The following is a 14718-nucleotide window of genomic DNA, read 5'->3' as shown; positions in this document are numbered from 1 at the left end:
CCCAGTTTTTAGTGAGATCTCTCCCACTGACGTATCATTTGGTCCGCCCGAAACAGGTTGGCCAGCGTGAATAACATCGCCAGTTGGTTATCGTTTTTCAGCAACCCCTTGTATCTGGCTTTCACGAAGCCGAACTGTCGCTTGATGATGCGAAATGGGTGCTCCACCTTGGCCCGGATGCTGGCTTTCATGTATTCGATGTTGATGGCCGTTTTGTTCTTGCGTGGATGCTGTTTCAAGGTTCTTACCTTGCCGGGGCGCTCGGCGATCAGCCAGTCCACATCCACCTCGGCCAGCTCCTCGCGCTGTGGCGCCCCTTGGTAGCCGGCATCGGCTGAGACAAATTGCTCCTCTCCATGCAGCAGATTACCCAGCTGATTGAGGTCATGCTCGTTGGCCGCGGTGGTGACTAGGCTGTGGGTCAGGCCACTCTTGGCATCGACACCAATGTGGGCCTTCATGCCAAAGTGCCACTGATTGCCTTTCTTGGTCTGATGCATCTGCGGATCGCGTTGCTGCTCTTTGTTCTTGGTCGAGCTGGGTGCCTCAATGATGGTGGCATCGACCAAGGTGCCTTGAGTCATCATGACGCCTGCTTCGGCCAGCCAGCGATTGATGGTCTTGAACAATTGGCGGGCCAGTTGATGCTGCTCCAGCAGGTGGCGGAAATTCATGATGGTGGTGCGGTCCGGCAAGGCGCTATCCAGGGATAACCGGGCAAACAGACGCATGGAGGCGATTTCGTACAGAGCATCTTCCATCGCGCCATCGCTCAGGTTGTACCAATGCTGCATGCAGTGAATGCGTAGCATGGTTTCCAGCGGATAAGGTCGCCGGCCATTACCAGCCTTGGGGTAAAACGGCTCGATGACTTCCACCATGTTTTGCCATGGCAGGATCTGCTCCATGCGGGACAAGAAAATCTCTTTTCTGGTCTGACGGCGCCTACTGCTGAATTCACTGTCGGCGAAGGTAATTTGATGACTCATGATGAACCCTGTTCCATGGCTCCAGATGACAAACATGATCTCATATCAGGGACTTGTTCGCACCTTCCCTAGTTATTAGCACACAAAATGATTGACTTATGCCGCGGGGAAAACTAACAAGTTGTCATTCCGACATAGGACGAGCGACTGACTGACGATTTATTAGAAGTGGTGTATATATACGAGAGTGCTCGGGTGAAGACTCCCCACGAATCAAGGCAAGTGATAACCTTGTGGCCTGAGCTGCCATCAACTCAATAGGGTAACGCATAGTCGTTAGTTTAGGACGCAAATATCGAGCATAGATAATGTCATCAAAGCCTATCACGGACACTTCTTCCGGAACTTTGACTCCATTATCAGCCAGTACAGAGAGGGCGCCTGCCGCCATAGCATCATTGTAGGTTACTATAGCTGTAAGCTTTGCTCCTTTGGCGAGTAGGTTCAGCGTCGCCTGCTCCCCCCCTTCTTCATTTGGTTGGGCAAATTCAATCAACTCATCACTTGGAGCAATCCCTGCGCATATCAATGCATCCCGATAACCATTCAAGCGTGACTCTGCATCCTCGATAGGTCGATTTGAACCCAGATAAGCAATTTTGACATGTCCCTGCGCCAATACATGCCGAGTGGCTAACGTGGTTCCTTGCTGGTTATTCAATGCGATACAACGCACCTGAAGAGCTGGAATGTAACGATTAATCAATACCAAACCAGGAATGCGCTCAGCATATTGCAGCAATTCGTCATCAGATAATGCCTTGCTATGTACAACAAGCCCTTCACAACGGCGAGCAATCAACAACTCTATTGCTTCCCGTTCAGCGTCTGCTGTATGTCGTCCATTTCCCATCAACAAATGCAGCCCCTGCTCCGTAGTAACAGTGCCTACACCTTTCACCAATGCCCCAAAGAAGGGATCCGCCACGTCCCCAACAACAACACCAAAGGTATCACAACACTGGTTAGCTAGGGCCCTGGCATTTGCATTAGGAGTGTAACCAAGCTTAGTTATTGCTCTCTGCACTGCGACCCGGGACGCTGCGCTGGCTTTTGGCGAATTGTTCATCACTCGTGAGACCGTTGCCACCGATACATTGGCTAACCGAGCGACGTCCTTGATGGTACTCATACTGTTTTCACTCATTTTCACATTATAGTTAAACACTATTATACCCTTGAAAGTAATTGAAAAAAATAGAGAAAAATGATCTTGCAATGTAGTCTCACACTAAATTAGTGTAACCGCTTACACTGATTTGTAGATGAGCTCACAGTTTACGTCGAGGCCTCTCGTTTAGACTGTTACCAATGTTTTTATATGGAGAGCAAGATGAATGTTCTAGTCACCGGCGGTTGCGGATATATCGGCAGCCACACCTGTCTGGCCCTGCAAGCGGCAGGCATGAATCCCGTGGTGGTCGACAACCTCGGCAACAGCAAGCGCAGCGTGCTGGCCCGAGTCGCCGCCATCAGCGGCCAGCAACCCCAGTTCTATCAAGGGGATATTCGCGATGCCGCCCTGCTGGAGCGGATCTTCGCCGAGCAACAGATCGATGCAGTGATCCACTTTGCCGCCCTCAAAGCGGTCGGTGAATCGACCCGCATTCCACTGGATTACTACGAAAACAACCTCGGCGGCACCCTCACCCTGCTGCAGGCGATGAAGCGGGCCAATGTGCACAATCTGGTGTTCAGCTCCTCGGCCACCGTCTACGGCGATCCCGCTAGCCTGCCGATCCGCGAGGATTTCCCTCGCTGCGCCACCAACCCCTACGGGCGATCCAAGCTGCTCATCGAGGAGATCCTCGAAGATCTGCAGCTGGCCGAGCCCCACTGGAGCATGACCCTGCTGCGCTACTTCAATCCGGTCGGCGCCCACGACTCGGGCACTATGGGTGAAGACCCGCAAGGGATCCCCAACAATCTGATGCCCTATATCACCCAGGTGGCCATCGGCCGTCGCGACTGCCTGTCGGTCTTTGGAAACGATTACCCCACGCCGGACGGCACCGGCGTGCGCGACTACATCCACGTGATGGATCTCGCCGAGGGGCACGTCAAGGCACTGCAACACTGCGCCGGCAAGGGTGGTGTACACACCTACAACCTGGGCACCGGCCAGGGCCAGAGTGTGTTGCAGCTGGTCACCGCTTTCTCTGCCGCCTGTGGCAAGCCGCTGCCATTTCGCATCGAACCGCGCCGCCCGGGCGATATCTCCGCCTGCTGGGCCGATCCGGCCAAGGCGCAGCGTGAGCTGGGCTGGCAGGCGACCCGGGACATAGACGCTATGTGCGCCGACAGCTGGCGCTGGCAATCCGCCAATCCGAACGGTTACGAAGAGTAGGTCTGCCTGCTCCCCGGTAATAAACGACTTTATTTTTCAATACATTATTCAGGAGAGATGATGTTCAACCCCGTCGATCATCCCCATCGCCGCTTCAACCCGCTGACCGGCCAGTATGTGCTGGTCTCCCCCCACCGGGCCAAACGCCCCTGGCAGGGACAGGTGGAGAAGGTGAGTCAGGCCCCCAAGCAAGCCCACGATCCCGACTGCTTCCTCTGCGCGGGCAACACCCGGGTCACTGGCGACATCAACCCCGACTACAAGAGCACTTTTGTCTTTACCAACGACTTCGCCGCCCTGATGCAGGATACCCCGGCCGCCGATAGCGCCAGCGATCCCCTGCTGAAGCTGGAAGCCGCCCGCGGCACCAGCCGGGTCATCTGCTTCTCGCCGGACCACGGCAAGACCCTGCCCGAGCTGCCGCTGCCCGCCATCGAGGGGGTGATCACCACCTGGATGGATCAGGTCGCCGAGCTGTCGGCCCAGTGGCAGTGGGTGCAGGTCTTTGAAAACAAAGGGGCAGTCATGGGCTGCTCCAACCCTCACCCCCACGGCCAGATCTGGGGCAGCGACTTCCTGCCCAACGAGATCGCCCGCGAAGAGCAGCACCAGCGTGACTGGCTGGCCGAGCATGGCCGCCCCATGCTGCTGGAGTATGTGGAGCGGGAGTTGGCGGATCGCTCGCGCATCGTGGTGGAGACCGAGCACTGGCTCGCCGTGGTTCCCTTCTGGGCCGCCTGGCCGTTCGAAACCCTGCTGCTGCCCAAGGCGCACGTCCCCTCCATGCTCAACCTGACCAAGGCCCAGCAACAGGATCTGGCAGTGGCGCTCAAGGAGCTCACCAGCCGCTACGATAATCTGTTCGAGTGCAGCTTCCCCTACTCCATGGGCTGGCACTTTGCACCGCCCAAATCGGATTGCCCCGAGGCGTGGCAACTGCATGCCCACTTCTATCCGCCACTGCTGCGTTCCGCCACCGTGCGCAAATTCATGGTCGGCTTCGAGATGCTGGCCGAAACCCAGCGCGACCTTACCCCCGAGCAGGCTGCCGAGCGGCTGCGCGCTCTGAGCCCCATTCACTACACCCAGACCAGCCACACCAATGAGGAGGCCCTATGACCCCCAACCAACGTGTCAGCACCGTTTTTGCCGAGCAATTTGCCAAAGCGCCCGATCTGCTGGTGCGCGCCCCCGGCCGCGTCAACCTCATCGGTGAACATACCGACTACAACGACGGCTTCGTGCTGCCCTGCGCCATCGACTACGAGACCTGCGTTGCCATCGGCCTGCGCGATGACCGGCAAGTACAGGTGATCGCCGCCGACTACGACAATCAGCGCGACCAGTTCGACCTCGACCAGCCCATCGAGCACCACCCCAGCCAGCGCTGGAGCGACTACATCCGCGGCGTGGTGAAATATCTGCAGGAGCGCGGCTATACCCTGCGCGGCCTCGATCTGGTGGTCTCCGGCAACGTGCCGCAGGGGGCGGGACTCTCCTCCTCCGCCTCGCTGGAAGTGGCGATCGGTCAGGCCTTCAAAGAGGCGCTGGGGCTCGACATCAGTCAGGCCGAGATCGCCCTCAATGGCCAGCAGGCGGAGAACAAGTTCGTCGGCTGCAACTGCGGCATCATGGATCAGATGATCTCCGCCAGCGGCAAAACCGATCATTCCCTGCTGCTCGACTGCCGCTCGCTGGAGACTCGCCTCATCCCCATGCCGGCGGATCTGGCGGTGCTGATCGTCAACTCCAATGTGCGCCGCGGTCTGGTGGACAGCGAATACAACACCCGTCGCCAGCAGTGCGAAGAGGCCGCCCGTCACTACGGGGTCAAGGCGCTGCGCGACCTCGATCTGGCCGGACTGGAAGCGGGCAAAGCCGGGCTGGATGAGGCCTGCTATCGCCGTGCCCGCCACATCGTCGGTGAAAACGCCCGCACCCTGGCGGCCGCCGATGCGCTGGCGAGCCACGATCTGACCCGCCTCGGCGAGCTGATGGCCGAGTCGCACGCCGCCATGCGCGATGACTTCGAGATCACAGTGCCCGCCATCGACGGTCTGGTGGAGATCATCAAGGCCAGGATCGGCACAGATGGCGGAGTGCGGATGACCGGCGGCGGCTTCGGCGGCTGCGTGGTCGCCCTGCTGCGCCCGGAGAAAGTGGCCGAGGTGATCGCAGCAGTCGAAGCCGAGTATCCGACAGTCTCTGGCTTAAAGGCTGATTGTTATGTTTGTCGGTCAACTGATGGTGCTTGTAGAAATTAAATAAAACTAGGAACTCAAAAATGAAAAAGACCAAAATTGTCTGCACCATCGGTCCGAAGACCGAATCCAAAGAAATGCTGGCCAAAATGCTGGACGCCGGCATGAACGTCATGCGCCTGAACTTCTCCCACGGTGACTACGCCGAGCACGGCAGCCGCATCAGCAACCTGCGCGCTGTAATGGCCGAGACCGGCAAGCACGCAGCTATCCTGCTGGACACCAAGGGTCCGGAAATCCGTACCATGAAGCTGGAAGGCGGCAACGACGTCGCGCTGGTCGCTGGCCAGACTTTCATCTTCACCACCGACCAGACCGTGGTTGGCAACAAAGACAAAGTGGCGGTGACCTATGCAGGTTTCGCCAACGATCTGCGCGTCGGCAACCGCATCCTGGTTGATGACGGCCTGATCGGTCTGGACGTCATCGAAATCACCGAGCGCGAAGTTATCTGTAAAGTGCTGAACAACGGTGACCTGGGCGAGAACAAAGGCGTTAACCTGCCGGGCGTCTCCATCAAGCTGCCGGCCCTGGCCGAGAAAGACAAGCGCGACCTGATCTTCGGTTGCGAGCAAGGCGTTGATTTCGTTGCTGCTTCTTTCATCCGTAAGAAAGAAGACGTTCTGGAAATCCGTGAGCACCTGAAAGCCCACGGTGGCGAGAACATCCAGATCATCTCCAAGATCGAAAACCAGGAAGGTCTGGACAACTTCGACGAGATCCTGGCTGTTTCCGACGGCATCATGGTTGCTCGTGGCGACATGGGTGTAGAGATCCCGGTTGAAGAAGTTATCTTCGCCCAGAAGATGATCATCGCCAAGTGCAACAAAGCCCGCAAAGTGGTTATCACTGCCACCCAGATGCTGGACTCCATGATCAAGAACCCGCGTCCGACCCGCGCCGAAGCTGGTGACGTGGCCAACGCCATCCTGGACGGTACCGACGCAGTGATGCTGTCCGGTGAATCCGCCAAGGGTAAGTACCCGCTGGAAGCCGTGACCATCATGGCCACCATCTGCGAGCGTACCGATGCCGTGATGCCGTCCAACCTGTCTGCTGCCAACGACAGCAACAAGCTGCGCATCACCGAAGCCGTATGTAAAGGCGCCGTAGAGACCTCCGAGAAGCTGGACGCCCGGCTGATCGTGGTTGCTACCGAAGGCGGCAAGTCTGCCAAGGCCATTCGCAAGTACTTCCCGAAAGCCTGGATCCTGGCGATCACCACCAACAAGAAAACTGCTGCCCAGCTGGTGCTGACCAAGGGTGTGGTTGCTCACGTGGTTGACAGCATCGCCTCTACCGACGATTTCTATCGCATCGGTAAAGAAGCCGCGCTGGAAATCGGCATGGGTCTGAAAGGTGACGTGGTTGTGATGGTCTCCGGTGCTCTGGTACCGAGCGGCACCACCAACACCGCTTCTGTTCACGTTCTGTAACGATTGCCTAGCAAACTTTAGGCTACTGGCGTCATCGCTTTTGCGTGCGATGACCGGACATCAAGCCACACGGGAAGAAGGTATCGTTGAGGTTGACGAGACCTTCTCCCTTGACTCTTTAGAGGGACAACGGGGACTATCACATTCGGCACAACATCGTGGTGGTCAAGGTCGAACTCATGGAACCGGGCGGGTTGCATCACATTAATGGTGGTCCTTGGCGCTTGCAAGCCACCACGCAGATTTACTGTTGAAAACGCTGAATGCCAAGACGTTGATAGCAGTCTTGACATCTCTGCTCTCACCGAATCCAGTCGTGTCTAATATTTTATGTGTGTATGCATGTTTCAGCAAAGAGCGGAGCGAGCCCTATCAGGTAGTGCGTAATCGCCAAGGTGAACAGATTATGAGGCATAGTACATAAATCCCTGTCGGATGTTGGCCATCTGCTCATCGCGAAAGCGCAGGCTCAGCGGAAGGGTGAGCGCATCTCGATGCAATGGTTGTAACCCTTGCCAATCATGCCGTGTCGCCGCCTTCATCCTTTATCTCCCAAGTCATCAGTTAAAACCCAGATGACTATATCGTTCGAGCAAAGCCGCTTCGATACTGGGGTTTTGCACATGTCGTATTTTCAAGCAGATATTTTCAAACTAATAGACAGATAAGAGGCAGGCGAGACGGACGGGGCAGTTCCTCACAACCACACGGCTTCCTGCTCCAGCGCCATCCCGCTGGCTTGCATTGACCGGATCAATTGCTTCACTTCCACGTCGAAATCGGCTGTCGCAGGGTGTGCCAGCATGGCGTTGAATTCGCGCTGGGTATCCTGCCAAAGCGTGGTACAACCGAAACGCTCGAGACGAGATGGCCACTCGGGCATCAACCACAGGGCCACGCTGTGGCCAAGACGGCTGCGAAGCCGGGCAAAGTTGAGCAGACCCACTCCGTCGTAGTCGGGAAAGAAGTGGATCGCAGGCGCCCGCTGGCGCAAGGCGAGCCAATCCAACAATGTGTTGGGCAATTGGCCACTGTAATAAGCAACACTGGCGGGCTGGGCGCAGGGTAGCCAGTCCAGCTGGTCAAACAGCGCCTGATTTTCCACAAGCCATAGCGGATGTTCGGTATACCAGGTGCTGTCGGCGTGCACAGTCAGAGCGGCGACGCCCAGTTGATCGGTGCTCAGTCGCAAGTCCAGCCGGTTGTCTTTATCGTCTCGCCACGCCACCTGACCGGGACCGGCCTTTAACAGCAGATAGCTGAACTCATGCCCATGATCTGCCCCCTTGCTACGGCGAGTTGCGGCGATGTTACGCGCTCGGCGTGGCAGACCATCGACCAATTCGGCTTGCTCTATCGGCACCAGTTGTCGCCACTGGTGTTCCACCACGGCGGGCAGCCTTATCTCAAATACGACTCCCCTGCCCTCGGGCCGCATCTGTATGCTGCCGGTAGCGCGGGCAAAGCTGCTCAGCTCACGTCGCTGCCCCTCGCTCAATTGAGAGCTGGCAAGCCCTCCTCCAGGGGCTTGGCGCAATTTGCGCAAGGCGGCGATCAAACTACGGCTCATGGTCGCTCCTTGGGAGCAAGCACCAGCCAGCTCTGCCGATTGATATGGTTCTTGCCGGCATGGTGATGGATAGGTACGCAATAGCGTGCCGTGGTCAACGGAGCTGGCGAGGCGCAGATCAGGGCAAAACCGAATTCTGCCGCCACATCGATCAGATTTTTCTGGTTGCGGGTATCCAGCGCCAGCGCCTCATCCAGATAACAGATGGTGCGGATGCGCTTGTTCTTGTGATGCATCAGGTGGAGCATGGCCAGCCCGGTCACCAGCTTGGCCATCAATACGGTGCCGTTGGAGGCCGCACTGTCTATCTCGGTGAAGGACTCCTCCTGCTGATCCTGCTTACCTATCACAAACTCCAGGCGAAACAGATCGGCGACACGGAGCCCTTGCCGGGCATTGCCCTCATCAAACAAGGTCTGTTTGGCGCGATCCAATCGCACATCATCCAGCACGCTTTGCTGATTAAACAGATCGAAGCTCTCCCCCGTCTCCACCTGAGCGGACTTATCGAGCAGAATTTCGATGGCTTCCACCAGGTGTGCTTCATCCCTGGGCTCGATTTTGAAAACCCTGAGGTCGGACAGTTGACGCTGACTCACCAGCCGGTTAAAGCCCCGCATCTGCGCCTTAAAAGCATTCAGCCCCTGTCTGAGCTGTTTCAGGCTGGCGGTGACATTGATCACGGCACTGCGGGCCTTCTTCTCCAATGCCTCGGCTTCTTTTGGCAACATCTGATGGAAATCGAGGATCCGACTCCACTCCTCGTCCTGAGTCGGGCAGTGTTCATACTTGGTGAGTCCGCCAGCGTGCAAATCCTGCAAACCGCGCTGCAACGCGCTGTTCAACGCCAACAATTGACGACTATCGGTCTGGAATTCTTGCAAACGGGTATATAGGGTATCCAGCGTTCTGGTGGCTCCCCCGAGCCAGGGATGGTAGGAAAGAGATTCCAGATAACCGAATTCTGGCCCCTGATCCTCGCGCTGGTTACGCATGGTGACGATGCCGTTATGCTCATCATCCAGTCGCATCTGCGCTTGTCGCAAAGCATTGAGTTGATCAACCAAGCTCAATTGCTGCTGGTTAATCGCTGCCAGCTCGGCCTGTAGCCTATCCAGCTCTTGTTCATGGGCTATCAATTGCTCTGCTCGCTGGTCACTCTGGGCCAATAGATGCTGCCAGGTGTCGAAGTCGGCCAGCTCCTGCCGCAGTTGTTGCTGCTCCTGCTCTAATCGTTGCTTGTGTGCCTCGGCCTGGTGGCGCTGCTCGGCTGTTTGCTGCTGCACCTCCAAACTGGCGATATGCCTGTCGGTATCCCTGATCTGCTCCTTCAGCTCGGCTTCACTGAGTTGCTGAAACTGGGGATGCAACCGATGAAGGTTGATGCGCAGGCCAGCCAGCATCAGCGTCTCGCCCGGCGTCTGTGACAACTGTTGTTTCAACCGGGGCATATCCAGTTCGAAATCTGCCGGTCCTAGCTGCATCACTCCGGCCTGGAGCACCCGGTTTAGTCGCAGTAACTCCTCTTCACTCAGATGATCAGCCATGTGTCGATAGAGATTGTCGGTCAAGGTCTCCTGCTGCCGATGCAGGCTCATCGACAACTGCTGTTGCCGACGTAAATCTCGCCTTATGTCCTCTACGCTGCGGCTCTTGACCTGCCCCAGCAGGGTGATCTGAGCCTCCAAATTCTCCTTGACCGCCGCCAGCTGTGTTTCAAGTTGCTCACGTCCCGAAAGCAGGGTAAACCGACGCTCCAGCTCCGCTTGCTGCTGATTGAGCGCCAGCAGCTGAGTATGGGACTGCTGTTTTACGAGCCGTTCGACACTCAGCTCCTGAATACGGCTCCCCGATTGCTTTTGTGCCGTCTCGCATTGCAACACCTTGGCTGCCAATTCCTCTGCTGTGGACTCATAGTAGGAGTGCCACTGCTTGAGGTCTTCTTCTATCTGTGGGCACCAGACGATGAGCTTGCCTCTGAGCGTCAAACGCTCTTGCACTTGTTTGGCCAAGCTCAGGATCCGTGCAGACTGATTGACCGCCGCCTGATACTGAGCCCGTTCACTATTGACCTCGCTAAATGCCTTTTCCCACTCTTGCCGAAAGTCGATGGCCGCATCCGACAAGTCCCGTTTGAAGATTTCCAACAGATAATTTTTGACATCGGCCGAGGTGAGCCTATCCAGCCGTAAGGTACGAGTGAGGACCTGTCGATAGGCAGCAGCATCCGATTGATGCTCCAGATGAAAGAGGGTGAAATCGGGCTCGCTGGCGGCCCGCTTGCGACGACCACCATACAGGGCATCGCGAAAATCATTGGGACTCTTGTAGACAAACACCAGCCGCTGGCGCGTGGCCAGGTGGTTTACCAGTTGGGGCTCCGCCACCAGAGCGCCGCCGTCCAACCGATAATCATCCAGATCCAACGCTCCCTTGTAGGCAAAGTACTGATAGTCATGGCTAACCCCCTTGCCGACACATCCCAGCACCACGGTCCCCGTTTCTGGCAGACAGGCTTCCAGCAGTATGTAGGCGCTGTTGTTGGGGAAGTAGAATCGTTTGGACTTCTCCAGATCGTGGGCGCCAAAGTCCATGCGTCGCTGGTCGATGATCAATAAAAACTGCAGCGCGTTGATGAGGCTGGTTTTACCTGTGTTATTGGGGGCGATGAGTGAGACGGCAGCATCCAGCGGCAACTCGGCTCTCTGATACCCGGCACTGCCCAACAATACCAGACGCTCAAACCCGTACTGGATCATGCTTCCTCCTCCTCATCCAAACCCACCTCTGCCGATTCATCTTCCTCGCCACCCTGCGGCTCATCGAATGAATCGTCTTGGCCAGATGCGCTCAACGATTCGAAGTGTTCCAGATAGCGATAGACCGCCGGCAATAACTGCCAATAACCGTTAAGTGACAACGCAAATCCGAGCTTGACCGCGCTGTCCAGCAACGCGATGAAGCCATCCAGCTCCAACCCCTCGGCCTCAAGGATCTCCTGATGATGCTCGTGAGCCTTGGCCAGCAAGGCCTTGTCTACCCGCCACTCCGTAAAGCGGGACAAGGGTCTGCCCTCATCAGCCTGGGTATCAAACAAGCACATCCATAACAACGCCAGGCGCTTGCTAGTCTTGCTGGCTTGGCTGCTGGACTCCTCGATATGAAACCAGGCATAGCCACGTGGCTCGACTTTAAGCTCAAACCCCAGGGCGGCAAAAATAGCCTGATAGCTTTCCTGACACCGCTCCAGCTCGGCCCACAGGGCAGGCTCCGCCACCCGGTTGAGGTGCTTGCCGCTGTTGAACAGGCGAAACAGCTCACTCAGGGCACCGAGCGACTCCAGATGCGAAATAGAGGTAATCATGATCTCTGGATCCTGTAGGGGTGATAACTGACCAGCACCTCTTGCAAATCCGTTGTGGTGCTATCTGGGTGAAGGCTCGCCAGCCAAAGAGGCTCACGCACCAGTTCGTGGTAGAGTCGCAACAAGGTGGCATCCGGCTGCTCGCCATAATGCTGTAGCAACCAGAGCATCAGGTTCTCCACTGGCAGGCTCTCTTGCAGGTGTTGTTTGAGGGTCTCGTCATCAATGGGCTCTACCAGTGAGGCGTCGAAGGGGACCTCCGTCGGGAAACGGATGAGTTCCGGTATGTACGCCAGGGCGCTGGCCATAAAATCCTTGACCTCGAAGCCTACACTAACGCGTCGCGGTCGCTCCTGCCGCCAGACAGGCAAGGCCCCCTTCGTATTGCGCAACGGCAGAGCTCGCGTGAGGCCACGTTTGCGCACACGCCCCAACAACTGGCTGATGGCGGCAGACAGGCCATTATGCTCGCGCAGCTCTTCACGCAGCGGCAGCAAGGTGGCGGCACATTGCTGGGCTACCAATCTTCCCAACCGCTGCAACTCCTTGGCTTGATAAGAAACCTGACGCAACTGTAACTGGTGGGTATAAAGCCCACCTTGTATGGTGATGGCCTCTACAGCCCGATCCAGAGCCCTCTCCGCCTGCTCCAGAAAGGGATAGAAGTTGCCCGCAAGCCCGGAGTCCATCATCTCGTTCATGGGCTCCACATACTGGTCATAGGCTTCAAGCACTGAGCGATAACGTTGCGCTATTGGCATGGCTGCATCCGCGGATTTAGCCTGTTCGGCCAGCTCCAATATGGCATGGCGATCCTGATCCAATTGCAAACTGATCTGCCGCAACAGGTCTGACATCTTGGCTGAGCCCTGACGCAAATAATCGGGATTGAGTGGTTCAGAACCTTCCTGTATTTGTGCTGTCGCTTGTTTGATGGCCTCGATACGCGCCTTGAGCACGGCAGAAAGCCCTAACTCATGCTCACGTAACAGCCCCCGCGCAAACTCTTGCACCAAGGGGTTGACCTGCAGGGTATCGGTTCGCTCAAGCCACTGCAGGACATCGCTGCTACATAGGCTGCGCAAGATTTCTCCACACTCAGGCTCGCTGTCACTGCCCCGGCTGGACTTGCCAATTAGCCTCAGCACCATCGCCTCATCGAAAGCAGGCCATTCCCGCGAAGCCCGAACCAATGCTTCGATGACGTCCCACTGTTTATGCAGTTGGAATATCAGACTTTTGGGATTTGCCATTCGGTATCCTTGTTCGCTCCCTTGGCCCCAGTCCAAAGAATCATACGATGGACGGCTGGCGTCATTTGACCACAAGAGCATAGAAAGCAACCCAGCTGGCAACAATACTGGATACTTCTACATGTCGTTTTTTCAAGCAGATATCTGACGACTCCGGTCTCCCTTACCGCCATTGCTGCAAATGCTCAAACGCTGAGTGTTGGCCGGACTACCGCCAGGATGTTGGCTTGGATCACGCCTCCAGCAGGCAGATCATGGATGATCGGTATGGAAAATACTCGACGGTAGTGGTCAGTCAACGGTAATCCCCCCATTTTTAGGGGCATTCAAAAGTAGAGGTCATGCGGCCTGTGCCAGACGCTGTTTCGGCGTGTAGCCACCCAGCGCCATATTGGGCCGCTCATGGTTATAAACCCACAGCCAGTTCGTGGCAAACTCCTGTAGTTCATTCAGTGACTCAAACAGGTAATGGCCCAGCCAGTCGTAGCGCACCGTGCGGTTAAAACGTTCGATGTAGGCATTCTGCTGCGGATTTCCTGGCTGGATATAGCCCAGGGTTATCCCCTCCTGTTTCGCCCATCGCTTGAGCTCTTCGCTGATGTATTCCGGGCCATTGTCACATCGGATAATGGCGGGCTTACCTCGCCACGTGATCACCTGCTCCAGCGCCCGTTTGACTCGTGAGGCGGGTAAGGAGAAATCCACCTCGATGCACAGCGCTTCACGATTGAAGTCATCGATCACATTAAACAGCCGCACCGAGCGGCCATCGCTGAGCTGGTCATGCATAAAGTCCATCGACCAGCACTGATTAGGCTGGTCGGGAACCGCCAACGGCTCTGGCTTAGCCCGAACCAACCGTTTCCTGGGTTTTATCCGCAGATTGAGCTCCAGCGCCCGATAGATCCGGTATACCCGTTTGTGATTCCAGCCAAAGCCTTGGACGTTGCGCAGGTACAAAAAGCATAACCCGAAGCCCCAGTTGCGCTGGCTGGCCGTGATACGTAGCAGCCAATCGGCAATTTCCTGGTTTTCATCGACCAGCACGGGCTGATAGCGATAGCAGCTTTCACTGACCTTGAAGATCCGGCAAGCCAGACGGATGGATATGGCGTAGTGAGTCACGGCTTTGGTCGCCATCTCCCGGCGGGCAGATGGCGTTACCACTTTTTTGCCATGGCCTCGGTGATGATCTCTGCCTTGAGGCGCTCCTCGGCGTACATCTTCTTGAGGCGGCGGTTTTCGTCCTCCAGCTCCTTGAGTCGAGCCATGAGGGAGGCATCCATCCCCCCGAATTTGGAACGCCACTTGTAGAAGGTGGTCGTGCTGATGCCATGCTCGCGGCAGAGCTCCGGGACGGGAGCTCCAGCCTCAGCTTGTTTGAGGATGGCGATGATCTGGGTATCGCTAAAGCGTGATGTTTTCATGTAGAACCTCCTGCGTTCAAGGTACGGGAAAATTCTACTTATGAGCACCCTGGTTTTTCGGGGGGATTACC

The 14718-nt window shown here is 56.6% G+C and carries 11 protein-coding genes and 1 pseudogene; 5 read left to right on the top strand and 7 right to left on the bottom strand.

The annotated features are described in order from the left end of the window. Window positions 1-8 precede the first annotated feature (8 nt). On the bottom strand, window positions 9-989 hold the full coding sequence (locus AB5Y70_RS07560) for an IS5-like element IS5 family transposase (RefSeq protein ID WP_368175982.1): 981 nt from the start codon (window positions 987-989) through the stop codon (window positions 9-11). Window positions 990-1113: 124 nt separating this feature from the next. Beyond that, the gene (locus AB5Y70_RS07555) at window positions 1114-2121 is read right to left on the bottom strand and encodes a substrate-binding domain-containing protein (protein WP_167826055.1); all 1008 of its coding nucleotides are present in this window, start codon (window positions 2119-2121) and stop codon (window positions 1114-1116) included. Window positions 2122-2322: 201 nt separating this feature from the next. Between AB5Y70_RS07555 and galE the strand changes: the two genes are divergently transcribed. The 5 genes and pseudogenes from galE to AB5Y70_RS07530 all read left to right on the top strand — a co-directional run. Further along, a complete protein-coding gene (gene galE / locus AB5Y70_RS07550; protein WP_021141160.1) occupies window positions 2323-3336 on the top strand; it encodes a UDP-glucose 4-epimerase GalE in 1014 nt (337 codons plus the stop codon). A 60-nt stretch (window positions 3337-3396) separates the two neighbouring features. Beyond that, complete coding sequence (locus AB5Y70_RS07545) at window positions 3397-4455, top strand: UDP-glucose--hexose-1-phosphate uridylyltransferase (protein ID WP_021141161.1); 1059 nt, start codon at window positions 3397-3399, stop codon at window positions 4453-4455. Then, on the top strand, window positions 4452-5600 hold the full coding sequence (galK, locus tag AB5Y70_RS07540; protein ID WP_021141162.1) for a galactokinase: 1149 nt from the start codon (window positions 4452-4454) through the stop codon (window positions 5598-5600). The genes AB5Y70_RS07545 and galK overlap by 4 nt, the downstream gene beginning before the upstream one ends. 20 nt (window positions 5601-5620) lie before the next feature. Continuing rightward, entirely contained in the window at window positions 5621-7033 is a 1413-nt protein-coding gene (gene pykF, locus AB5Y70_RS07535) for a pyruvate kinase PykF (RefSeq protein ID WP_139737419.1), read from the top strand. 58 nt (window positions 7034-7091) lie between these two features. Further along, window positions 7092-7220 (top strand): annotated as a pseudogene (locus tag AB5Y70_RS07530) (IS1595 family transposase); the annotation flags it as partial. 510 nt (window positions 7221-7730) lie between these two features. Here AB5Y70_RS07530 and AB5Y70_RS07525 read toward each other — a convergent pair. From AB5Y70_RS07525 to AB5Y70_RS07505, 5 genes are all read right to left on the bottom strand, one after another. Beyond that, window positions 7731-8603 (bottom strand): hypothetical protein, encoded by an 873-nt coding sequence (locus AB5Y70_RS07525; protein ID WP_021140990.1) that lies wholly within the window; start codon window positions 8601-8603, stop codon window positions 7731-7733. After that, window positions 8600-11362, bottom strand: a complete 2763-nt coding sequence (locus AB5Y70_RS07520; protein ID WP_005330554.1) for a hypothetical protein — start codon at window positions 11360-11362, stop codon at window positions 8600-8602. The genes AB5Y70_RS07525 and AB5Y70_RS07520 overlap by 4 nt, the downstream gene beginning before the upstream one ends. After that, entirely contained in the window at window positions 11359-11967 is a 609-nt protein-coding gene (locus AB5Y70_RS07515; RefSeq protein WP_368175981.1) for a hypothetical protein, read from the bottom strand. The genes AB5Y70_RS07520 and AB5Y70_RS07515 overlap by 4 nt, the downstream gene beginning before the upstream one ends. After that, window positions 11964-13220, bottom strand: a complete 1257-nt coding sequence (locus AB5Y70_RS07510; protein ID WP_368175980.1) for a hypothetical protein — start codon at window positions 13218-13220, stop codon at window positions 11964-11966. The genes AB5Y70_RS07515 and AB5Y70_RS07510 overlap by 4 nt, the downstream gene beginning before the upstream one ends. Window positions 13221-13559: 339 nt before the next feature. Further along, a protein-coding gene (locus tag AB5Y70_RS07505; protein WP_099368947.1) for an IS3-like element ISKpn10 family transposase occupies window positions 13560-14647 on the bottom strand; the annotation gives its coding sequence in 2 pieces (ribosomal slippage) (window positions 13560-14395 and window positions 14395-14647; 1089 coding nt in all). Window positions 14648-14718 lie beyond the last annotated feature (71 nt).

The organism is Aeromonas sp. s1(2024) (genome assembly GCF_040908005.1).
GTDB lineage: Bacteria > Pseudomonadota > Gammaproteobacteria > Enterobacterales > Aeromonadaceae > Aeromonas > Aeromonas caviae.
The sequence above is the reverse complement of the archived record's forward strand: the minus strand, read 5'-3'. Positions and strand labels throughout refer to the sequence as shown.

What these genes read in the sequence shown, in the direction of transcription:
- AB5Y70_RS07560 (WP_368175982.1), bottom strand. Translation starts at nt 989, where the DNA reads ATGAGTCATCAAATTACCTTCGCCGACAGTGAATTCAGCAGTAGGCGC.
- AB5Y70_RS07555 (WP_167826055.1), bottom strand. Translation starts at nt 2,121, where the DNA reads ATGAGTACCATCAAGGACGTCGCTCGGTTAGCCAATGTATCGGTGGCA.
- galE (WP_021141160.1), top strand. Translation starts at nt 2,323, where the DNA reads ATGAATGTTCTAGTCACCGGCGGTTGCGGATATATCGGCAGCCACACC.
- AB5Y70_RS07545 (WP_021141161.1), top strand. Translation starts at nt 3,397, where the DNA reads ATGTTCAACCCCGTCGATCATCCCCATCGCCGCTTCAACCCGCTGACC.
- galK (WP_021141162.1), top strand. Translation starts at nt 4,452, where the DNA reads ATGACCCCCAACCAACGTGTCAGCACCGTTTTTGCCGAGCAATTTGCC.
- pykF (WP_139737419.1), top strand. Translation starts at nt 5,621, where the DNA reads ATGAAAAAGACCAAAATTGTCTGCACCATCGGTCCGAAGACCGAATCC.
- AB5Y70_RS07525 (WP_021140990.1), bottom strand. Translation starts at nt 8,603, where the DNA reads ATGAGCCGTAGTTTGATCGCCGCCTTGCGCAAATTGCGCCAAGCCCCT.
- AB5Y70_RS07520 (WP_005330554.1), bottom strand. Translation starts at nt 11,362, where the DNA reads ATGATCCAGTACGGGTTTGAGCGTCTGGTATTGTTGGGCAGTGCCGGG.
- AB5Y70_RS07515 (WP_368175981.1), bottom strand. Translation starts at nt 11,967, where the DNA reads ATGATTACCTCTATTTCGCATCTGGAGTCGCTCGGTGCCCTGAGTGAG.
- AB5Y70_RS07510 (WP_368175980.1), bottom strand. Translation starts at nt 13,220, where the DNA reads ATGGCAAATCCCAAAAGTCTGATATTCCAACTGCATAAACAGTGGGAC.